Below are 20,425 nucleotides of genomic sequence, written 5' to 3' on the forward strand. Positions count from 1 at the left end.
GGGCTTCAGCCCACCGGATAAACCAGGCTCGCAAGCATGCGGGGCTACAACACAGAATTTTGATAACGAGAATGCCATGCGCACCCTGACCATCGAGCCACTGACCAAGGAAGCCTTTGCCCCCTTCGGCGACGTCATCGAGACCGAAGGCAGCGAGTTCTTCATGATCAACAACGGCTCGACCCGCCGCTATCACAAGTTGGCCACGGTCGAGACGGCCGAACCCGAGGACAGGGCGATCATCAGCATCTTCAGTGCCGAGGCGCTGGAAATGCCGCTGGTCATCCGCATGCTGGAACGTCATCCGCTGGGCAGCCAGGCCTTCGTGCCGCTGCTCGGCCACCCCTTTCTGGTCGTGGTCGCGCCACTTGGCGATGCACCTGTACCGGGCCACGTCCGCGCCTTCCGCAGCAACGGCAGGCAGGGCGTCAATTACCACCGCGGCGTCTGGCACCACCCGGTGCTGACGATCGAAAAGCGGGATGAATTCCTGGTGGTCGATCGCAGCGGTTCTGGCAACAACTGCGACGAGTACTTCTTCACGGAGGATCAGCAACTCCTCCTCGACCCCCAACAGGTTTCGCGCTGAGCCCAACCGTGCGCGGTGACTCGGACCGATACCCATAAGAAGAAAGGACGGCAGCTGCAGCCGCCGTACAAGAGGTAATCAACGTGGACGCACATCTGACCGAATGGCTGAACCTGGGAATTCGCTGGATACACATGATCGTCGGCATCGCCTGGATCGGTGCCTCCTTCTATTTCGTCTGGCTGGAGAACAACCTCAACCGCAGCAACCCGCGCGAAGGGCTGTCGGGTGATCTCTGGGCCATCCACGGTGGCGGTATCTACCACCTGGAGAAATACAAGCTCGCCCCGCCGCAGATGCCGGAGAACCTGCACTGGTTCAAGTGGGAGGCCTACACCACCTGGCTGTCGGGCGTCGCCCTGCTGCTGGTGGTCTACTACCTCAACCCCGGCCTGTACCTGATCGCACCGGGCAGCGACCTGACGCCCGCCACCGCCGTGGCGATCGGCTTCGGCTCGCTGATCGTCGGCTGGTTCGTCTACGACTTGCTGTGCGATTCGCCACTGGGCAAGACCCCCGCGCTGCTCGGCCTGGTGCTGTTCGTGCTGGTGATCGCCGCCTGCTGGGGCTATTCGCAGATCTTCAGCGGCCGCGCGGCCTACATCCACACCGGCGCGCTGATCGGTACCATCATGGTCGGCAACGTGTTCCGCATCATCATGCCGGCCCAGCGCGCACTGGTCACCGCCATCGAGCAGAACCGCACGCCCGATCCGGTACTGCCGGCCAAGGGCCTGCTGCGCTCGCGGCACAACAACTATTTCACCCTGCCGGTGCTGTTCATCATGATCAGCAACCACTTCCCGAGCACCTATGGCAGCCAGTACAACTGGCTGATCCTCGCCGCCCTCGGTGCGTTGTCGGTACTGGCCCGTCACTACTTCAACACCCGTCACGACAGTAACCGCTTCGCCTGGGCCTTGCCGGCCGCCGCGGTGGGGATGATCTGCCTGGCCTTCGTCACCTCGCCGAACCGCCCGAGCAGTGCGCCGAACCTGGCCGCCACCACGCCCGAGCAGGCCAGCGCCGCCGCCCAGGCACATGCCGACGCGCCGCGCTTCAGCCAGATCAATGAAGTGATCGAGCAGCGCTGCACCGTCTGTCACTCGGCCAATCCGAGCAGCCCGATGTTCTCCAGCGCACCGGCCGGGGTGATGTTCGATACACCCGAGCAGATCCGCCAGCAGGCCGCGAAGATCCATGCGCAGAGCGTCGCCAGCCAGATCATGCCGCTCGGCAACATCACCCAGATGACCCAGGACGAGCGTGACCTGCTCGGCGCCTGGATCGCCAAGGGCGCACCGACCAACTGAGCCCACCCCAGCCGCACGCCTGGCGTGCGGCTTTTTTTTGCAATGACGTTTCACGGCCGGGCGAGTCCCGGTGCAGGCCATACCGGCCCCCGTGCAGGGGCTGTCGCGACAATCAATAACAAACGCGCCCGAGGTATCTTGCATGAACGACCTGAACGCCCGCCCCGCCGGGGCGAATCGGCTGCCCTGGCTGCAGCAATTGCTGGTGAGCCTGCAGCACGTGCTGCTGATGTACGGCGGCGCCGTCGCCGTCCCGCTGATCGTCGGTCAGGCGGCCGGGCTGTCGCGCGATGAGATCGCCTTTCTGATCAATGCCGACCTGCTGGTCGCCGGCATCGCCACGCTGGTGCAGTCACTGGGCATCGGGCCGATGGGTATCCGCATGCCGGTGATGATGGGCGCCAGCTTCGCGGCGGTGAGCAGCATGGTGGTGATGGCCGGCATGCCGGGCGTCGGCATGACCGGCATCTTCGGCGCGACCATCGCCGCCGGTGCCTTTGGCCTGCTGATCGCGCCCTTCGTCTGCCGCATCGTGCGCTTCTTCCCACCACTGGTGACCGGCACCGTGATCACCGCCATCGGCCTGTCGCTGTTTCCGGTGGCGGTGAACTGGGCCGGCGGCGGCAGCGCCACCAGTCAGTTCGGCGCGGTGCACTATCTCGGCATCGCCGCTGCGGTGCTGGCCACCATCCTGCTGGTCAACCGCTTCCTGCGCGGCTTCTGGGTCAACGTTTCGGTACTGATCGGCATGGGCCTGGGCTACGCACTGGCCGGCGCGCTGGGCATGGTGGACCTTTCCGGCATGGCGGCAGCGCCGGCAGTGCAGGTAGTGACGCCCAACCACTTCGGCACGCCGACCTTCTCGCTGGCGCCGATCCTCTCGATGTGCCTAGTGGTGGTGATCATCTTCGTCGAGTCGGCGGGCATGTTCCTCGCCCTCGGACGGATCACCGGCGAAACGGTGGACCCCAAGCGCCTGCGTCGCGGGTTGCTATGCGATGCGGGGGCGACCTTCCTGGCCGGCTTCATGAACACCTTCACCCATTCCTCCTTCGCGCAGAACATCGGCCTGGTGCAGATGACCGGCGTACGCAGCCGCCACGTCACAGCCATCGCCGGGCTGATCCTGATCGCCCTGAGCCTGCTGCCCAAGGCGGCCTTCCTGGTCGCCTCGATCCCGGCCGCGGTGCTCGGTGGCGCGGGCCTGGCGATGTTCGGCATGGTTGCGGCCACCGGTATCAAGATCCTGCAGGAAGCGGACATCGCCGATCGCCGCAACCAGCTCCTGGTAGCGGTGAGCATCGGCCTGAGCATGATTCCGGTGGTGCGCCCCGAGTTCTTCGCCCAGCTGCCGCACTGGCTGGAGCCGATCACCCACAGCGGCATCGCCCTGGCGACGCTGAGCGCAGTGACCTTGAACCTGCTGTTCAACGTGCTCGGCGGCCCCGAGCGCGAAGCGCTGACCGGCGCCGCCCACGCCTGAGCCCACGGCTGGCGACCCGGCGCGGGTCGCCGCCTGCCATTCGCCACCCCGGTCAGCTGCCTGCCTCGACAAGAGGCTGCATCCCGTTACAATGCCGCGCCCCTCCCCCGCGCCGGATGCCGACCGTGATAGAAGCCAGCTGGATCGCCTTCGCCTTCGCCCTCGGGCTGCTTGCCCGCTTCATCGGCTTGCCGCCATTGATCGGCTATCTAGGCGCCGGTTTCGCCCTCGCGGCAGCGGGCGATTACGTGGGTGTGACCCGCGACGACAGCATCATCCTCGACCACCTGGCGCATCTGGGGGTGCTGCTGTTGCTGTTCACCGTCGGGCTCAAGCTCAAGCTCGGCAACCTGGTGCGCCGCGAAGTGATTGGCGGCAGTCTGCTGCACTTCTTCATCTCCAGCGTGCTGGTGTTGCCGGCCATCATGCTGATCCTCGACAGCGACTGGCGCGAAGCGATGCTGCTGGCCATCGCCCTGTCGTTCTCCAGTACCGTGCTGGCCGCCAAGGTGCTGGAAAGCAAGCGCGAGCTGCGCGCCTTCCACGGTCGCGTCGCGATCGGCGTGCTGATCATCCAGGACCTCATCGCCCTGGTGGTGATGAGCCTCGCCGCCGGCAAGCTGCCTTCCGCCTGGGCGCTGCTGGTGTTCCTGCTGCCGCTGCTGCGACCGCTGCTGTTCCGCCTGCTCGACCACAGCGGCCACGAGGAGCTGATGGTGCTGCTCGGCCTGATGCTGGCACTGGTCGCCGGTGGGCTCGGCTTCGAGTACGTGGGCCTGAGTTCCGAGCTCGGCGCCCTCGCCTTCGGCGCCATGCTGGCCAAGCACAAGCGCGCCAGCGAACTGTCCAACTCGCTGTGGGCAATCAAGGAAGTGTTCCTCGTGGGTTTCTTCCTGAAGATCGGCATCGGCGGGCTGCCGGATGCCGACGCCCTCTGGTTCGCTTTCGCCATGGCCTTGCTGCTGCCACTCAAGGCCGTGCTGTTCTTCGGCCTGTTCATCGCCTTTCGCCTGCGTGCGCGCAGCGCCTTCCTCAGCGCTGCCAGCCTGACCAACTACAGCGAGTTCGGTCTGATCGTGGCCAGCGTGGTCCTGCCGCAATGGCTGATGCCACTGGCGATCACCGTGGCGCTGTCGTTCATCATCTCGGCGCAGATCAACCGCGTTGCCCACCCGCTGTACGAGCGCCTGGCACCGCGGCTGATCCGCTGCGAGCGCAACATTCGCCACCCGGACGAGCAACCGGTGTCGTTGGGTGATGCGCAGATCCTGATCATGGGCATGGGCCGCACCGGCCGCGCCGCCTACGACCACCTGAACGCCAAGGGTTATCGGCTGGTCAGCCTCGACTCCGACCCGGTCATGGTGGAAAAGAACACCGCCGAGGGCCGACACATCCTCTTCGCCGATGCCGAGGACCAGATGTTCTGGCAGAGCCTGGAGATGAACCAGGTCGAGGCCGTGGTCCTGGCGATGAACGACCCCGAGGCCAAGATCATCTCCACCCGCAAGCTGCGCGAAAGCGGCTTTGGCGGGCTGATCGTCTCCCATGCCATGTACGAAGACATCGCTCAGCGCATCCAGGAAGCCGGTGCGGACCGCACCTACCTGACCATGAGCGAGGCCGGCGCCGGCCTCGCCGAAAACGTGGCGCGGGAGCTGCACCCAGACCGATGAGACGGGTGCGACCACCCGTCATCTTGTACACAATGCACAAATTTATTGTTCCAACGCTTGTCCACAGATTGCTATAGTCAGGTCATCCCGACGCCAGCCCTACAGCCGTCGCCGCGGAGAGAGGTGCCGTGACCCTCGAAAGCCCATGACCGTACAACAACAAATGGCAGGCTTGACCATGACCGCAACCGATACGAGCAGCGGTAGCGCTGCACCCCAGCAGGATCTGATCTACGGGCTGGACGATCGCCCGGCTCCCCTCCCGGCACTCTTCGCGGCGCTGCAGCACGTTCTGGCGAGCTTCGTCGGCGTCATCACCCCCACGCTCATCGTCGGCAGTGCCCTGGGCCTGGGTGCCTACGTGCCCTATCTGGTCAGCATGGCGCTGTTCGTCTCCGGCCTCGGCACCTTCGTCCAGGCCAAGCGCATCGGCCCGATCGGCTCCGGCCTGCTCTGCCTGCAGGGCACCAGCTTCGGTTTTCTCAGCGCGATTCTCAGCGCCGGCTTCATCGTCAAGGCGCGCGGCGGCTCGCCGGAGGAAATCCTCGCCACGCTGTTCGGCGTGAGCTTCTGCGCAGCCTTCGTCGAAATCGCCTTCAGCCAGTGCATCAACAAGCTGCGCCGGGTGATCACGCCGGTGGTGACCGGCACCATCATCTGTCTGATGGGCCTGTCGCTGATCAAGGTGGCGATGACCGACATCGCCGGAGGCTACGGCGCGCCAGACCTCGGCGCCTTGCCGAACCTGGCGCTGGCGGGTCTGGTGATCGGCATCATCGTGCTGCTCAACCGCTTCCCCTGGCCGGTGCTGCGGCTGTCCGCGGTGATCGTCGCGCTCTCCGTCGGTTACGCCGTGGCGCTGGCGATGGGCAAGGTCGATCTGTCTGGCCTCGCCGAGCTGCCGCTGGTGAGCGTGCCGCAGCCATTCCGCTTCGGCTTCGCCTTCGACTGGATGGCCTTCATCCCGATTGCCGTGATCTTCCTCATCACACCACTGGAGACCGCCGGCGATCTCACCGCCAACTCGATGATCTCGCGCCAGCCGGTGCGCGGCCCGCTGTACATGCGCCGCATCAAGTCCGGCATTCTTGCCGACGGCTGCGCCTCAGCCACCGCCGCGGTGTTCAACAGCCTGCCGATGACCACCTTCAGCCAGAACAACGGCGTGATCCAGCTGACCGGCGTGGCCAGCCGTCATGTGGGCTTCTACATCGCCGGGCTGCTGATCCTGCTGGGCCTGTTCCCGGTGGTGGGCGGCGTGCTGCAGGCGATGCCCAAACCGGTGCTCGGCGGCGCCACGCTGATCATGTTCGGCACCGTGGCCATCGCCGGCATCAAGATCCTCGCCGAAGCCGGCCTGCATCGGCGCAACATGCTGATCGTGTCCATCTCTCTCGGCCTGGGCCTCGGCGTGGCCGGCGTGCCGGAAGTGCTGAGCGCGATGCCAGACGTGCTGAAGAACATCTTCGGCTCGCCGATCACCATTGGTGCCTTCAGCGCCATCCTGCTCAATCTGTTCCTGCCCCGCGAGCCGAGCGAAGCGGATGTCTTCGACCCGGAAGAGCTGATCGAGGACGCCGTGGGCACCAATACCCTGTCGGTGAACATCCCCGATTACCGCGAGCACGACGGCCACCGTCGCGACGCCTTGCCGCAACCAGCAGGCGCCGACTTCAAAGGCTGATCACGCCACTTCGTTACAAACCGTACGACCGGAGCAGTGCCGGTCGTGCGGCCCTGCCTATAACAAGAACACAAGGGAATATCCCATGCGACTGAAGACTGCTCCCTGCTGCCTGGCGCTCACCGGCGCCCTGCTGACGACTCCTGCCCTCGCCGCCGACCTCATGCTCTGGCAGAACAACAGCCTGACCTATCTGTACGGCAAGAACTTCGCTGTCGACTCGGGCGAGGACGGCCGCGAGGCCTCGATCCAGCAGACCATCACCTTCGAACACGCCAGCGGCTGGAACTGGGGCGACATGTTCCTGTTCGTCGACCACAAGTGGTTCAACGGCCACACGGGCAAGGACGGCCGCACCTACTACGGTGAGTTCAGCCCGCGACTGTCGCTCGGGAAACTCAGCGGCACGGACCTGTCGTTCGGGCCGGTGAAGGACGTGCTGATCTCGGCCACCTACGAGCGTGGCGAAAGCCTGGCCAACGGCACACCGAACCAGAACTACCTGCTCGGCCCGGCCGTCGATCTCAGCGTGCCCGGCTTCGACCGTTTCGCCATCAACACCTACTACCGCAAGCCCGACGGCGCCACCGGCAAGCCGAGTGGCCAATGGCAGATCACCCCGACCTGGGCCATGACCATCCCGCTGGGCAAGTCCGACGTCCTGTTCGACGGCTATATCGACTGGGTGGTGAACGACGCCGGCTCCAAGGCACGCGGCAACTACCTGGCGAAGAACTTCCACTTCAATCCGCAGGTGAAGTACGACCTCGGCAAGGCCTTGGACCACGGGGCCGGCAGGCTCTATGTGGGCGTCGAGTACGACTACTGGAGCAACAAGTACGGCATCGAGGACAGCCGCGTCTTCAACACCGACAACAACGTGGTCAACTTCATCGTCAAGGCGCACTTCTGAACACCGGAGCGCCGGGTAACCTCGGCGCACTCCGCGAGCCGTCAGGTCACATCGCTACGGCAATCGGCGTACTGCGACACCATGTCCGCGTCAATGCGGCTAATTCAGCCGCGAGCCGGTGTGTTATGCGCTTCTCGCCACGACGGCATTGGACGACAATGACAACAAAAAGCCACCATCGAACCCTAGGAGCGCCACCATGCACCTGAAAACTCTCCCTCTCGCCGCCGCAGTCGCCGGCAGCCTGCTGTCCGCCCCGGCAATGGCCGAAGGACTGCTCTACTGGCACAGCAACAGCCTGACCTACCTGTACGGCAAGGATTACAAGATCGATTCGCCGATCCAGCAGACCGTCACCTTCGAGCACGCCAACGGCTGGAAATACGGCGATACCTTCTTCTTCGTCGACTCGATCCACTACAACGGCAAGGGCAACGACAACGGCCGCGACGACAGCACCTTCTACGGCGAATTCTCGCCGCGCCTGTCGTTCGGCAAGATCCTTCAGCAGGACCTGAGCTTCGGCCCGATCAAGGACGTGCTGGTCGCCATGACCTACGAGTTCGGCGAAGGCGATGTGGAGACCTACATGATCGGCCCGGGCTTCGACTTGGCCGTCCCCGGCTTCGACTACTTCTCCGTCAACATCTATCACCGCGACACCGACGGCGACCGCGTGGGCGATGGCGTCTGGCAGATCACCCCGGTGTGGGGCTACACCCTGCCGGTGGGCAATTCCGACATCCTCATCGACGGTTTCATCGACTGGGTGGTGGACAACGACCGCAACTCCCGCGGCGAGGAATACCACGCCAACTTCCACTTCAACCCGCAGATCAAGTACGACCTGGGCAAGGCGCTGAACTGGGGCGAGAAGCAGCTGTACGTCGGTATCGAATACGACTACTGGACCAACAAGTACGGCATCAAGGATGGCGGTTTCGTAAGCGACAACTTCGTCGGCAAGACCGACCAGAACACCTTCAGTGCCATCGTCAAGGCGCACTTCTAAAGGTCGAGCAATAAAAGGGGCGCCGAGAGGCGCCCTTTTTGTTTCCGCGGCTCCGTCGCCTACAAGCGGAAGCTGCCCATCTGGCGGCCAAGATCCTCGGCCAGTTTCGACAGCGTCTGGCAGTCGGCCCGGCAGCCCTGCACGTCCTGGGCGGTGGCCTGGGCCAGATCGGCGATACCCTGCACGTTGTGGGTAATCTCCTCGGTGACGCTGCTCTGCTCCTCGGTCGCGGCGGCGACCTGGGTGTTCATGTCGCTGATGGCTTCCACCTGGGCGGTGATCGCCTGCAGGGACTCGCCAGTGCGCTGACTGGCCTGCACGCCGGTACCCGTTGCAGCCTGCCCGGCATGCATCGCGCTGACGGCGGTTTCGGCACCGTTCTTCAGCCGCCCGATCATCTGCTGGATCTCGTCGGTCGAGGCCTGGGTGCGGCTGGCCAGGGTGCGCACCTCATCGGCGACCACGGCGAAGCCACGGCCCATGTCGCCGGCGCGGGCGGCCTCGATGGCGGCGTTAAGGGCCAGCAGATTGGTCTGTTCGGAAATGCTGCGGATCACCGCCAGCACCTGATCGATGGAGGCCACCTGCTGCGCCAGATCGGTCACCGAGCCGGCGGCCTGGCCGATGTCGCCCGACATCCGCTCGATATGCCCGATCGACTCGCCGACCACTTGGCGCGCCTCGAGCGCCTCGCTGCGGGCGCCCTGGGAGGCCTGCGCCGCATTGCTGGCATTACGCGCGATCTCCTGCACGGTGAGTCCCATTTCGTGCACGGCGGTCGCCACCATGTCGGTCATCTCATGCTGGCGCCCGGCGCGCACCGCGGTGTCGTCCACCACCCGAGCCACCTGACCGACCGCACTGCGCAGCTGTTCGCTGGTCTTGAGCACATCGCCGATAAGGCTGCGCAGGCTGCCGATGAACCGATTGAAGCCACGCGCCAGGTCGCCGAGCTCGTCGGCACGGCTTTCGTCCAGACGGCGGGTGAGATCGCCACCGCCACCACCGATTTCCACCAGCGCCGCCGTGACCTGGCGAATCGGCCGCACAAGCCCGCGCGCCAGCAGGACGATCACGCCGAGAAAGAACAGGCCGATAGCCGAACCGATCAGGCTGGTCGTCCAGAGCGTACGACGCGCCTCGGCAAAGATTTCCGCCTCGGGCACCTCGGCGATCAGCGTCCAGCCGAGCCCATCCAGCGGTTGCGCCATGGCCAGAAACGTTTCGCCATTACGCTCGAAACGCACCACCTGTCCGGCCTGGGCTTCCAACTGCCGCGCAGCTTGCGTGCCGGCCAACTCGGCCAGCGCGGCGCGGCCGTTGTGCTCGCTGCGCGGATGGATTTTCACCTGGCCATCGCTGCCGACCAGATAGACCTCGCCACGCTCGCCAAAGCGGAAGTCGGCGATCAGTGCGGACATGGCGCTCAGGCTGTAACCCAGCCCGGCCACGCCAAGTACTCGCCCGCCAGCACTGATGCGCTGGTTGATGAACAGGGTCGGCTGGCCGGTGGCCTTGTCGACGTCCAGCTCCAGCCGGCGCTCGAGGCTGCCGTCCACCAGGCTGTAGAACCAGCCGTCGGCGTCTGCCGAGCGTGACAGGGTCCGGCTCAGCCCGGCGTCGGAGTAATAGTGGCCGCTGTCGAGTACGGCGATCGAGGTGGTCAGCGCGTTCTGCTGGGCTTTCACGCCATTGAGGTAGCGGCCGATGGCCTCGGCCTGCCGCGAATCCTCGCCCTGGATCAGCCAGTCGTGAACCAGCGTGTTGCCGGCGATACCGGCGGTGGCGGTGATGGGCGCCGCCAGGGTGCGCTCGATATCGTTGCGAATGGCGTTGATATTGGCCGGCAACGCTTCACCGAGCAGGTAGCGCTCGGCGAGGCGCTCGACAGCCGAGGCATACACCAGGATGACGATCAGCAGGCTCGCCAGCAGTGCCGCGCCCATGCTGAGGATCAGTTGCCACTGAATGCTGCGCTTGAAGAACTGCATGGAAGGCCCTCGCGTTATTATTGGACACATAAAAGCGCCATTACTGTACACAATTTATGACGCACGCAAGATCATTTAGCGGCATGGCCGTCGGGAACTTGATGGCGTTTAGCCTGGGCTCGGGCTGAACCGACGGATGGCGGCTCGGTTGAGGCCGCAAAGAAGCGAGTGCTAGCATGCCGAACCGCCGCCAGGCCGGGCGGCGCCAGCCAAACAGGTCCGCATGTCCAGCATTCGAGAGCGCAACCGAGACGTGATCCTGCGAGCCGCCAGCGAGGAATTCGCGGAAAAGGGCTTCGCCGCCACCAAGACCAGCGACATCGCCGCCCGCGCCGGGCTGCCGAAGCCCAACGTCTACTACTACTTCAAGTCCAAGGAAAACCTCTATCGCGAGGTGCTGGAGAGCATCGTCGAACCGCTGCTCGAAGCCTCGGCACCGTTCAATCAGCCCGGGCATCCGGCCGAGGTGCTGCGCGCCTACATCCGCACCAAGATCCGCATCTCCCGCGATCACGCCTATGCGTCCAAGGTGTTCGCCAGCGAGATCATGCATGGCGCCCCACACCTGTCACCGGAGCGCACCGCCCAGCTCAACGCCCAGGCCGCGCATAACATCGCCTGCATTCAGGGCTGGATCGACCAGGGTCTGATGGCCCCCATCGACCCCAGCCACCTGCTCTTCAGCATCTGGGCCGCGACCCAGACCTACGCCGACTTCGACTGGCAGATTAGCACTGTCACCGGCAAGGCCCGGCTCGACGAGGCCGATTACGATGCCGCCGCCGACACCATCATCCGCCTGGTACTGCGGGGCTGCGAAGTCGCCGAGCCGACGCCGGCCTGACGCCGGCGCCACAGTACGCCATGCGCAGGTAGGTGCCGTGGGAGCCGGATTGAACGGCCGCGCATAAAAAACGCCAGCAAGTGCTGGCGTTCATCCTGACGGGTGCCGCGCCGTTAGCCGCGTGCGCGGGCGGCGTCTCGCAGTGCCTTGACCTGATCATGGTTGCGCTGAACGCCCTGGTACTGATTCTGGACCACGCTGCGCACCTCGGCCGGCAGGTCTTTTTCCAAGGCTTTGCGGTAGCTCTTGACCGCCACATCCTCACCGCGCTCGCACTCGTTGAGAATCGCCTCGTCATCCTTGCCGGTGATCATCGCCTTGAGATCGACCCAGCGGCGATGGATGTCCGCCGACATGCTGGTGCTGGTTTCCGGATCGCCACCCAGCGAGCGCACCAGCTGCTGCAGCTCGGCGGCCGCGCTGGCGCAATCACGCGAACGCTGGTTCATGGTGCTCTTGAGCTGCGGGTCACGCAGGTCCTCGGCGCACTCGAGAAAGCCCTTTTCCCCATCCTTGCAGGTCTCAATCAGATCGTTGAGCACGGAAATCGTCTCTTTCGTGTCCATCTCGTACCTCCTGGCAGGTCGACTCGGAGAAGGCCGCAGATGGCGGCCGGTGTTAGCAGTCGACTGCCGGCTGGCGCCAAAGGTTCAGCGAAACCAGACCGAGGCGCCAGCAGTAGCTGGACGCGCGCTACGTTCGGTTGGCCTTCGCGAGCGGGCCCAAAGGTGCCGGCCGACCGAGCAGGTAACCCTGGGCCTTGTTCACCTCCAGGCGGCGCAGCATGGCCAGTTCTTCCTGCGTTTCGACCCCCTCGGCGACCACCTTGCAGCCGGTTTCCTCGGCGAAGCGGATCAGCGCTGCGGCCAGCGCACGGCAGCCGGTATCGCTGTCGACATTACGGATCAGGCTGGCATCGAGCTTGATCACGTCCGGCTTGAGTTTGAGGATGTGGCGGAAGCTCGCGTAGCCGGCGCCGGCATCGTCCACGGCAAGCCGCAGGCCCTCGCGGCGCAGCGGTTCCAGTGCCTCGGCGAGCCGCTCGTAGTCCTGCACCAGGGCATGCTCGGTGACTTCCAGCATCAGCCGGTCCAGTGGCTGGCGGGCTAGCACCTCGCTGAGCGCTCCGGCCAGGATGGTTTCGGGCGAGACGTTGAGCGACAGGTAGCTGTCGGCCGGTAGACGGTCGAAGCCCTGCAGCGCGGCCTCGATCAGGGCAATCTCCAGCTCCTTCTGCAGCCCGACCTGGCCCGCTTCATCGAACCACTTGTCCGGCGTGCGCTGCGGGTCGGCGAGGAAGCGCGCCAGCGCCTCGTGGCCGACGATGCGGTTCTCCACCAGATGCACGATGGGCTGGTAGACCACCGCATAGCTCCGCTCGGCCAGCACGTTCTCGACCCGGCTGCGCTTGCTGTCGCAGCTCTGCTGGCTTTTCGCCTGGGTCTCCAGCAGCCGCCCGGCGAAGGCGGCGAACAGCCGCAGCGTGTTTAGATCACGCTCGTTCAGGCTGCCATCCGGCTGCGTGCTGAAGCAGCAGAAGGTGCCGTACACCCCACCGTCGCTGAAACGGATCGGCACGCTCAGGTGCGCGCCGACCGGCAGTTCGCGGGTAACCGGCAGCTCCAGCGCCGCCGGCAGCTGGGTGGCGTCGTTGATCAATTCCGGCAGGCGGCCATCGACGACGCGCTGGCAATAGCTCTCCTCCAGCGGATTGGAGTCGCCGACACACAGCACCAGGTGCTCGGTCCGCCCATCGACATGGCGGAACACCCGGGCCCCCTCGCTGAACTCGGCGATGAACGCGACTTCCATACCGAGGTGGCTGCGCACCGCATGCAGCGCCTCGCACAGCATGGAGCCGATCGGCACATTGCCGGCTTCCAGCTTCGCCAGCACGGCGAGCGGATCGCTCAGATCCTGAGCGGCTGCAATCGGCCTCAAATTTCCAAGCATCCTTTCCTCCAAGGTCTACGCCGTGCTGCATAACCCGCCGGGTTATCGGCCGGTCACATCCGCTGCGCAACAACCAGCCGCCACGCAGCCTCTCATCGGGGCGGTCGCACCCACGGCACGGCCGCCGTGACGATCAGTCCGCCTCGCGCGCCAGGCTGATCCAGGTCGGCGCGTGGTCACTGGCATGTTCCTGCCCGCGCACCCAGCGATCCACGCCGGCGTCCTGCAGCCGCGGCGCGAGGTTCGGGCTGAGCAATAGATGGTCGATGCGCAGCCCGGAGTTCTTCTGCCAGTGCTGTCGAAAGTAATCCCAGAAGGTGTAGATGCGCTCGTCCGGGTATTTGGCGCGCAACGCGTCGGTCCAGCCCTGCGCCAGCAGGCGATCGAAACAATCGCGGCTTTCCGGCTGCAGCAGCGCGTCCTTCAGCCAGGAGCGCGGGTTGTAGATGTCCTCGTCGGTCGGCACCACGTTGTAGTCGCCGGCCAGCACCACCGGATGCCCGCTGGCGAGCAGGCCTGCGGCGTGCTCGATCAGCCGCTCGAACCAGCTCAGCTTGTAGTCGAACTTCGGCCCGGGCTGCGGGTTGCCGTTGGGTAGATAGAGGCTGGCGACGATCACCCCGTGCACCGCGGCCTCCAGATAGCGGCTGTGGCTGTCGCCCGGGTCGCCGGGCAGGCCGCGGCGGATCTCCAGCGGTTCGCTGTCACGGGCAAGAATGGCCACGCCGTTCCAGGACTTTTGCCCATGCCAGATGGCGCCGTAGCCGGCACCGCGGATGTCATCGATGGGAAAGTCGGCATCCTGCGCCTTGAGCTCCTGCAGGCAGACCACATCGGGCTGCTCACGCGCCAGCCATTCGAGCAGATTGCCCCGGCGTGCACGGATGCCATTGATGTTGTAGGTAGCGATTTTCAGACTAGCCACACGCGCGTCTCTCACAGGCGGTTATATCCACCTTAGCTGTGACAGCGCAGTGAAGCTTCCCGATCCGGTGCCAATGATCGGAATCAGACCGGCGTTTCGGCGAAACGCAGGGTGAATTCGGTCATCTCCGTGTCGCTATGCACAACCACCTCGCCGCCGTGCAGCTGCATGATCGACCGCACGATGGCCAACCCCAGGCCGCCGGAATCGCCCGGTTCGGCGCGTGACGGATCGCAGCGGTAGAAGCGGTCGAACAGCCGCGGCAGGTGCTCGGCTGCAATCGGCGGCCCCAGATTGATCACGCTGACCGACCGCCAGCCGTCCTCTGAGCCGCTGACGATGCGCACCGGGCTGTCGGCCGCGCCGTAGCGCAGCGCGTTGGCGACGAGATTGGCCAGCGCCCGGCGGATCAGCTCGGGGTCGCCGCACAGCTCGCCCTCGGTTTCGTCGAGCAGCTGGATGCCGCGCTCTTCGGCGACGCCTTCGAAGTAGTCGCACAGTTGCTCGACCAGTGCCGGCAGTGCAAAGCGCTGCCGCTCGATGGCCGCCGCCGGCTGCTCGGCACGCGCGAGAAACAGCATGTTGTCGATCATCCGCGCCAGGCGCTCGTACTCCTCCTGATTGGAGGCCAGCAGTGCCTCGTACTCCTCGACCGATCGCGCGCGGTGCAACAACTGCTGGGTCTGGCCCATGAGGTTGCCCAATGGCGTGCGCATCTCGTGGGCCAGGTCTTCGCTGAAGCGCGACAGCCGGACGAAACCCTGTTCCAGCCGGCCCAGCATCTGGTTCAGCGCCGCGCGTAGCGGTTCCAGCTCGCTCGGCACGGTCGAGTCGTCCAGGCGCAGGTGCAGATGCTGCACGTCGATCGCCAGGGCCTGACGCGTCAGCTGGCGCACCGGACGTAGCGCGCGCCGGCTGATCAGCCAGCCGAGCACGGACGCCAGCAGCGCACCGAGGCTCAGCGCCCACCACAGCTTCACACGGTAGGCCGCGAGCATCTGTTCGCGCTCGGCGAGCAGGCGCCCGGCCACCAGCGTCAGCCCCGCCTCGCCCGGCAGCCGCCGCCAGGCCAGCCGCGCCCCGTCTGTATCGGTCAGCGCCGCTGCGTCGCCAGCCGGCAACGTCGGAATGGGCAGCCGCGCCGGGTTGATCTCGATCAGCGCGCGCCCCTGGGCATCCAGCAGCCAGAGCAGGCTGTCGCGGTTGCCCAGCATGTTCTCGTAGAGCTGCGGCCGCTGGCGCAGCGCGTCGATGCTGGCGCTGTCATCCAGCAGTGCCTGCATGCGCTCCAGCCGGCCGAGCAGCGCCTGGTCGTCGCGCCAGACGATCTCGCGTTCCAGCGAGCGGTACAGGTAGAGGCCGATGGCCCCGAGCAGCACCACCGCGACGAGGGCGAAGGCCAGCGCCAGGCGCAGGCTGAGCGAACGTGGCCACAGGCTCATGCCGAGAGGTCCAGCACGTAGCCCATGCCGCGCACGGTGTGGATCAGCTTGAGCGGGTACGGATCGTCGACCTTGGCGCGCAGCCGGCGGATCGCCACGTCGACCACATTGGTATCGCTGTCGAAGTTCATCTGCCAGACCTGCGAAGCGATCTGTGCGCGGGACAGCACCTCGCCCTGACGGCTGAGCAAGAGGTGCAGCAAGGCGAACTCCTTGTTGGTCAGGTTGATGCGCTCGCCCTGACGGGCGACGCGGCGGCGCAGCAGGTCCAGCTCCAGGTCGGCGACGTGGAAACGTTCGACCTCGCGCGGCGGGCCGCGGCGCAGCAGGGTGCGTACCCGCGCCAGCAGCTCGGCATAGGAAAACGGCTTGACCAGATAGTCGTCGGCGCCCAGTTCCAGCCCGCGCACACGGTCCTCCACCGCATCGCGGGCGGTGAGGAACAGCACCGGCGTGTGCGCCGAGCGCTGGCGCACCACCTGCACCAGCTGCCAGCCATCGAGCCCGGGCAGCATGACGTCGAGGATTACCAGATCGAACGTTTCCTCCTCGATCAGGTGTTTGCCGTCGACGCCGTTGCGCGCGACCTCCACCCGGTAGCCGGACTCCTCCAACCCTCGCTTGAGGTAATCGGCCGTCTTGGCCTCGTCCTCCACCACCAGAATTCGCATCGGATCACCTCATTGATGGCGCATAGGTTATGGGGCCAACGACTTGGCAGCCATTACAAAAGCGTAATGCGCAGGCAACGGTTCTGACGGTCGGCGGGCGGCAGCATGCGCCTCGAAACCCAGCCACCGGAGAAATCGATATGCGTATCGTCGCCACCCTGTCACTGCTGACCCTGGCAGTGCTTACCCCGGCCCTGAGCGCCAACGCCGCCACGCCGACGCCGATCACCCAGCAGAACGTCTCGCTGGCGCTGGCCGACGGCCTGATCCAGCAGACCCTGGATGCCTGCCATGCGCAGAACCGCACCGCGGTGGTCGCCGTGGTCGATCGCGGCGGCAATCTGGTTGCGCTGCGCCGCGACGACAACGTCGGCCCGCACAACACCCTGGCCGCGCAGCGCAAGGCCTACACCGCGCTGTCGAGCAAGACGCCGACCCGCCTGTTCGCCGAACGCGCCGCCAGCACGCCGGATGCCGCCAACCTCAACACCCTGGACGAACTGCTGCTGCTCGGCGGTGGCGTGCCGCTGAAGGTCGGCGACGAGGTGATCGGTGCCATCGGCGTGGCCGGTGCCGGCGGTGCCAGGAACGATGAGGCCTGCGCCGTGGCCGCCATCGAAAAACTGCTGCCCTCCTCCCACTGAAGAAAAGGAAAACACCATGAAAGCACTACGTTCAATCGCCGCCGGCTTGATGCTCAGTGGCCTGTCCGGTCTCACCCTCGCAGCTGGCAACCCGCTCAGCGTGCACGTGCTGAATCTGGAGAACGGCCTGCCGTCACCGGATGTGCGCGTCACCCTGGAACAACGTCAGGGTGACACCTGGAAATCACTCAACAGCGGCGAGACCAACGCGCAGGGTCGCATCACGGCGCTCTACCCGGAAGGCAAGGCGCTGGAGAAAGGCACCTATCGCGTCACCTTCAAGACCGGCGACTGGTTCGCCACGCAGAAGGCCAGCACCTTTTTCCCCGAAGTTCCGGTGATCTTCGAAGCCGATGGCAGCGTCGAGCACTACCACATCCCGCTGCTGCTGAGCCCCTACGGCTTCTCCACCTACCGCGGCAACTGAGCCGCTCAGCGCACTTCCCAGTAGCCCGGTGCGTTGTAGATGTCCTTCAGGTAATCGATGAAGAAACGCACCTTGGCCGGCAGGTAGCGCTGCTGCGGGTAGACGGCCTGGATGTCGTAGGCCGGCAATGCGTACTCGTCGAGTACCGTGACCAGCTCGCCGCGCTTGAGCTCGGCCTGGATCTCCCAGGTCGAGCGCCAGCCGATGCCCAGGCCCTGCTTGACCCAGTCGAACAGCAGCTCACCGTCATTGCAGTCCAGATTGCCGGCCACGCGGATGGCCACCTGCCGGCCGTCGCGCAGAAAGGTCCAGCCGCGCTGCTGACCGCCCTGCAGGTTGAAGGCCAGGCAGTTGTGCTCGGTCAGTTCCTCCAGCGTCGTCGGCGTACCGTGGCGGGCGAAGTACTCGGGCGAGCCACAGACCACCCGCCTGTTCGGGAAAAGCCGCACCGCCACGTAGTTGGGGTCGGTCACCTCGCCGATGCGAATGCCCATGTCGTAACCGTGGCGCACCAGGTCGACCACGCTGTCGGTGAAGTTGAACGACAGTTGCAGGTCCGGGTAGCGCGCCTGGAACGCCGGTGCGTGCGGGCCGATATGCCGCCGCCCGAATGCCGCCGGCGCCGACACCACCAGGTGGCCGCGTACCGAGGTGCGGTCGTGGCTGATGCTGGCGTCCACCTCATCGAAGTCCTTGAGCAGCCCGCGGGCGCGCTCCAGATACTGCTCGCCCAGATCGGTCAGCGACAGGCCGCGGGTGGAGCGGTGCATCAGCTTGACGCCCAGATGCCGCTCCAGCGCATCCAGCCGCCGCCCCATCACCACCGGGGTGACGTTCTCCTTGTGCGCGGCGGCGGCGAAGCTGCCGCAGTCGGCCACCAGCACGAAGCTGCGCAGGGTCGTATAGCGATCCATTCGATACTCCTGATATCGACAGAACTGAAGTCTCGACCAATTCCGCCAGCGAATCCAGGGCGGCATGCTTGAGCCACGTAGAAAAACTATCGAATAAGAGGAGTGGTCCATGGCCCGCATGAGAGCAATCGACGCCGCCGTCGCGGTATTGCGCAAGGAAGGCATCGACACCGCCTTCGGCATCCCCGGAGCCGCGATCAATCCGCTGTATTCCGCCCTGCGGGCCGATGGCAGCATCCGCCACATCCTCGCCCGCCACGTCGAGGGTGCCTCGCACATGGCCGAGGGCTATACCCGCGCCAAGCCGGGCAACATCGGCGTGTGCATCGGCACCTCTGGCCCGGCCGGCACCGACATGATCACCGGCCTCTATTCCGCCTCGGCCGACTCGATCCCGATCCTGTGCATCACCGGCCAGGCGCCGCGTGCCAAGCTGCACAAGGAGGACTTTCAGGCTGTCGATATCGAATCCATTGCCAAGCCGGTGACCAAGTGGGCGGTTACCGTTCGCGAACCGGCGTTGGTGCCGCGCGTGTTTCAGCAGGCCTTCCATGTGATGCGCTCGGGGCGTCCCGGACCGGTGCTGATCGACCTGCCGTTTGATGTGCAAATGGGCGAGATCGAATTCGACATCGACACCTACGAGCCGCTCGCCGTGTACAAGCCGGCGGCGACCCGCAAGCAGATCGAGAAGGCCATCGACATGCTCTGCGCCGCCGAGCGTCCGCTGATCGTCGCCGGTGGCGGCATCTACAACGCTGCGGCCGAGGCCTTGCTGGTGGAATTCGCCGAGACCGTGGGCGTGCCGGTGATCCCGACGCTGATGGGCTGGGGCTCGATCCCCGACGACCATCCGCTGATGGCCGGCATGTGCGGGCTGCAGACCAGCCACCGCTACGGCAACGCGACCCTGCTCGAATCCGACTTCGTGCTCGGCATCGGCAACCGCTGGGCCAACCGTCACACCGGCTCCGTGGAGACCTATACCAAGGGCCGCACCTTCGTCCACGTCGACATCGAGCCTACCCAGATCGGTCGGGTGTTCGCGCCGGACTACGGCATCGTCTCCGATGCCCGCGCCGCGCTGGAGCTGTTCGTTGAAGTGGCCAAGGCGCGCAAGGCCGAAGGCCGTCTGCCGGATCGCCGCGCCTGGGCCGCCGACTGCCTGGAACGCAAGCGCACGATGTTGCGCAAGACCAACTTCGACAGCGTGCCGATGAAGCCGCAGCGCGTGTACCAGTGCATGAACAACGCCTTCGGCAAGGACACCTGCTACGTCAGCACCATCGGCCTGTCGCAGATCGCCGCTGCGCAGTTCCTGCATGTCTACCAGCCGCGCAACTGGATCAACTGCGGCCAGGCCGGCCCGCTCGGCTGGACCATTCCGGCAGCGCTCGGTGTGGTTGCCGCCGACCCGGCGCGCAAGGTGGTGGCGCTGTCGGGCGACTACGACTTCCAGTTCATGATCGAGGAACTGGCCGTCGGTGCGCAGTTCAAGCTGCCCTACCTGCACATCCTGGTGAACAACGCCTACCTCGGGCTGATCCGCCAGGCGCAGCGCGGCTTCGAGATGGATTACTGCGTGCAGCTCGGCTTCGAGAACATCAATGCCGACCAGAGCGGCATGGAAGGTTACGGCGTCGATCACGTCGCGGTAGTCGAGGGCCTGGGCTGCAAGGCGCTGCGCGTGTTCAAGCAGGAAGACCTGCGCCCGGCCATCGAGCAGGCCCAGGCCTGGATGGCCGAGCACCAGGTGCCGGTGGTGATCGAGGTGATCCTCGAGCGGGTGACCAACATCGCCATGGGCACCGAGATCGACGCGATCAACGAGTTCGAGGCGCTGGCCGCAGGCCGGGAAGATGCGCCGACCGCGGTCGGATTGCTGGACTGATTCAACCGTAACCAGACGCGTGGAAGACGCTTCGCGGTCTTCCATCCTACGAA

At 65.5% G+C, this 20,425-nt stretch carries 18 protein-coding genes; 11 read left to right on the plus strand and 7 right to left on the minus strand.

Features of this window, described 5'->3' with window-relative positions:
• The first annotated feature begins 76 nt into the window (after window positions 1-76).
• The 7 genes from OUY36_RS16570 (at window position 77) to OUY36_RS16600 (ending at window position 8,670) form a co-directional block, all read left to right on the plus strand.
• Window positions 77-589 (plus strand): ureidoglycolate lyase, encoded by a 513-nt coding sequence (locus tag OUY36_RS16570; RefSeq protein WP_043218997.1) that lies wholly within the window; start codon window positions 77-79, stop codon window positions 587-589.
• 83 nt (window positions 590-672) lie between these two features.
• The gene (locus tag OUY36_RS16575; protein WP_267935160.1) at window positions 673-1,902 is read left to right on the plus strand and encodes a urate hydroxylase PuuD; all 1,230 of its coding nucleotides are present in this window, start codon (window positions 673-675) and stop codon (window positions 1,900-1,902) included.
• 142 nt (window positions 1,903-2,044) lie between these two features.
• Window positions 2,045-3,385 (plus strand): nucleobase:cation symporter-2 family protein, encoded by a 1,341-nt coding sequence (locus tag OUY36_RS16580; RefSeq protein WP_267935162.1) that lies wholly within the window; start codon window positions 2,045-2,047, stop codon window positions 3,383-3,385.
• A gap of 125 nt (window positions 3,386-3,510) precedes the next feature.
• Window positions 3,511-5,061 carry a cation:proton antiporter family protein gene (locus tag OUY36_RS16585; protein WP_125869090.1) on the plus strand — a complete coding sequence of 517 codons (1,551 nt, stop codon included), beginning with the start codon at window positions 3,511-3,513 and terminating at the stop codon, window positions 5,059-5,061.
• Between the two features lie 178 nt (window positions 5,062-5,239).
• Window positions 5,240-6,745, plus strand: a complete 1,506-nt coding sequence (locus tag OUY36_RS16590; protein ID WP_267935163.1) for a uracil-xanthine permease family protein — start codon at window positions 5,240-5,242, stop codon at window positions 6,743-6,745.
• An 85-nt stretch (window positions 6,746-6,830) separates the two neighbouring features.
• Window positions 6,831-7,658, plus strand: coding sequence for an outer membrane protein OmpK (locus tag OUY36_RS16595; RefSeq protein WP_267935164.1), 828 nt, complete (start codon window positions 6,831-6,833; stop codon window positions 7,656-7,658).
• A 199-nt stretch (window positions 7,659-7,857) separates the two neighbouring features.
• Window positions 7,858-8,670: an outer membrane protein OmpK gene (locus OUY36_RS16600; RefSeq protein WP_267935166.1), complete on the plus strand. Its 813-nt coding sequence runs from the start codon at window positions 7,858-7,860 to the stop codon at window positions 8,668-8,670.
• A gap of 59 nt (window positions 8,671-8,729) precedes the next feature.
• On the opposite strand, the gene OUY36_RS16605 is transcribed toward OUY36_RS16600, so the two are convergent.
• Entirely contained in the window at window positions 8,730-10,661 is a 1,932-nt protein-coding gene (locus OUY36_RS16605) for a methyl-accepting chemotaxis protein (RefSeq protein ID WP_267935168.1), read from the minus strand.
• Between the two features lie 223 nt (window positions 10,662-10,884).
• On the opposite strand from OUY36_RS16605, the gene OUY36_RS16610 reads away from it, so the two are divergent.
• Window positions 10,885-11,505, plus strand: coding sequence for a TetR/AcrR family transcriptional regulator (locus OUY36_RS16610; protein WP_110776158.1), 621 nt, complete (start codon window positions 10,885-10,887; stop codon window positions 11,503-11,505).
• A gap of 113 nt (window positions 11,506-11,618) precedes the next feature.
• Here the strand turns inward: OUY36_RS16610 and OUY36_RS16615 are convergent, their stop codons facing one another.
• The 5 genes from OUY36_RS16615 to OUY36_RS16635 form a co-directional block, all read right to left on the minus strand.
• Complete coding sequence (locus OUY36_RS16615) at window positions 11,619-12,071, minus strand: PA2169 family four-helix-bundle protein (RefSeq protein ID WP_267935169.1); 453 nt, start codon at window positions 12,069-12,071, stop codon at window positions 11,619-11,621.
• A 127-nt stretch (window positions 12,072-12,198) separates the two neighbouring features.
• Entirely contained in the window at window positions 12,199-13,458 is a 1,260-nt protein-coding gene (locus OUY36_RS16620) for a sensor domain-containing phosphodiesterase (protein WP_267935170.1), read from the minus strand.
• 133 nt (window positions 13,459-13,591) lie between these two features.
• Window positions 13,592-14,383 carry an exodeoxyribonuclease III gene (xth, locus tag OUY36_RS16625; RefSeq protein ID WP_267935171.1) on the minus strand — a complete coding sequence of 264 codons (792 nt, stop codon included), beginning with the start codon at window positions 14,381-14,383 and terminating at the stop codon, window positions 13,592-13,594.
• Window positions 14,384-14,466: 83 nt separating this feature from the next.
• The gene (locus OUY36_RS16630; protein WP_267935172.1) at window positions 14,467-15,825 is read right to left on the minus strand and encodes a heavy metal sensor histidine kinase; all 1,359 of its coding nucleotides are present in this window, start codon (window positions 15,823-15,825) and stop codon (window positions 14,467-14,469) included.
• Entirely contained in the window at window positions 15,822-16,496 is a 675-nt protein-coding gene (locus OUY36_RS16635) for a heavy metal response regulator transcription factor (RefSeq protein WP_267935173.1), read from the minus strand. The genes OUY36_RS16630 and OUY36_RS16635 overlap by 4 nt, the downstream gene beginning before the upstream one ends.
• Before the next feature lie 140 nt (window positions 16,497-16,636).
• Between OUY36_RS16635 and OUY36_RS16640 the strand changes: the two genes are divergently transcribed.
• Both OUY36_RS16640 and uraH read left to right on the plus strand, forming a co-directional pair.
• On the plus strand, window positions 16,637-17,140 hold the full coding sequence (locus OUY36_RS16640; protein WP_267935174.1) for a GlcG/HbpS family heme-binding protein: 504 nt from the start codon (window positions 16,637-16,639) through the stop codon (window positions 17,138-17,140).
• 16 nt (window positions 17,141-17,156) lie between these two features.
• On the plus strand, window positions 17,157-17,567 hold the full coding sequence (uraH, locus tag OUY36_RS16645) for a hydroxyisourate hydrolase (RefSeq protein WP_013983704.1): 411 nt from the start codon (window positions 17,157-17,159) through the stop codon (window positions 17,565-17,567).
• 5 nt (window positions 17,568-17,572) lie between these two features.
• Here uraH and OUY36_RS16650 read toward each other — a convergent pair whose 3' ends face one another.
• The gene (locus tag OUY36_RS16650; protein ID WP_013983705.1) at window positions 17,573-18,481 is read right to left on the minus strand and encodes a LysR family transcriptional regulator; all 909 of its coding nucleotides are present in this window, start codon (window positions 18,479-18,481) and stop codon (window positions 17,573-17,575) included.
• 109 nt (window positions 18,482-18,590) lie between these two features.
• On the opposite strand from OUY36_RS16650, the gene gcl reads away from it, so the two are divergent.
• Window positions 18,591-20,372 carry a glyoxylate carboligase gene (gene gcl / locus OUY36_RS16655; RefSeq protein ID WP_267935175.1) on the plus strand — a complete coding sequence of 594 codons (1,782 nt, stop codon included), beginning with the start codon at window positions 18,591-18,593 and terminating at the stop codon, window positions 20,370-20,372.
• The last annotated feature ends 53 nt before the right edge of the window (window positions 20,373-20,425 follow it).

It is taken from the genome of Stutzerimonas sp. R40042, from assembly GCF_026642215.1.
Classification (GTDB): domain Bacteria; phylum Pseudomonadota; class Gammaproteobacteria; order Pseudomonadales; family Pseudomonadaceae; genus Stutzerimonas; species Stutzerimonas frequens.

Excerpts from the sequence above, each read along its gene's own strand:
- OUY36_RS16610 (WP_110776158.1), top strand. The coding sequence starts at position 10,885 with ATGTCCAGCATTCGAGAGCGCAACCGAGACGTGATCCTGCGAGCCGCC.
- OUY36_RS16590 (WP_267935163.1), top strand. The coding sequence starts at position 5,240 with ATGACCGCAACCGATACGAGCAGCGGTAGCGCTGCACCCCAGCAGGAT.
- OUY36_RS16615 (WP_267935169.1), bottom strand. The coding sequence starts at position 12,071 with ATGGACACGAAAGAGACGATTTCCGTGCTCAACGATCTGATTGAGACC.
- OUY36_RS16605 (WP_267935168.1), bottom strand. The coding sequence starts at position 10,661 with ATGCAGTTCTTCAAGCGCAGCATTCAGTGGCAACTGATCCTCAGCATG.
- OUY36_RS16595 (WP_267935164.1), top strand. The coding sequence starts at position 6,831 with ATGCGACTGAAGACTGCTCCCTGCTGCCTGGCGCTCACCGGCGCCCTG.
- OUY36_RS16600 (WP_267935166.1), top strand. The coding sequence starts at position 7,858 with ATGCACCTGAAAACTCTCCCTCTCGCCGCCGCAGTCGCCGGCAGCCTG.
- OUY36_RS16630 (WP_267935172.1), bottom strand. The coding sequence starts at position 15,825 with ATGAGCCTGTGGCCACGTTCGCTCAGCCTGCGCCTGGCGCTGGCCTTC.
- OUY36_RS16635 (WP_267935173.1), bottom strand. The coding sequence starts at position 16,496 with ATGCGAATTCTGGTGGTGGAGGACGAGGCCAAGACGGCCGATTACCTC.
- OUY36_RS16580 (WP_267935162.1), top strand. The coding sequence starts at position 2,045 with ATGAACGACCTGAACGCCCGCCCCGCCGGGGCGAATCGGCTGCCCTGG.
- uraH (WP_013983704.1), top strand. The coding sequence starts at position 17,157 with ATGAAAGCACTACGTTCAATCGCCGCCGGCTTGATGCTCAGTGGCCTG.
- gcl (WP_267935175.1), top strand. The coding sequence starts at position 18,591 with ATGGCCCGCATGAGAGCAATCGACGCCGCCGTCGCGGTATTGCGCAAG.
- OUY36_RS16650 (WP_013983705.1), bottom strand. The coding sequence starts at position 18,481 with ATGGATCGCTATACGACCCTGCGCAGCTTCGTGCTGGTGGCCGACTGC.
- OUY36_RS16620 (WP_267935170.1), bottom strand. The coding sequence starts at position 13,458 with ATGCTTGGAAATTTGAGGCCGATTGCAGCCGCTCAGGATCTGAGCGAT.
- OUY36_RS16570 (WP_043218997.1), top strand. The coding sequence starts at position 77 with ATGCGCACCCTGACCATCGAGCCACTGACCAAGGAAGCCTTTGCCCCC.
- OUY36_RS16640 (WP_267935174.1), top strand. The coding sequence starts at position 16,637 with ATGCGTATCGTCGCCACCCTGTCACTGCTGACCCTGGCAGTGCTTACC.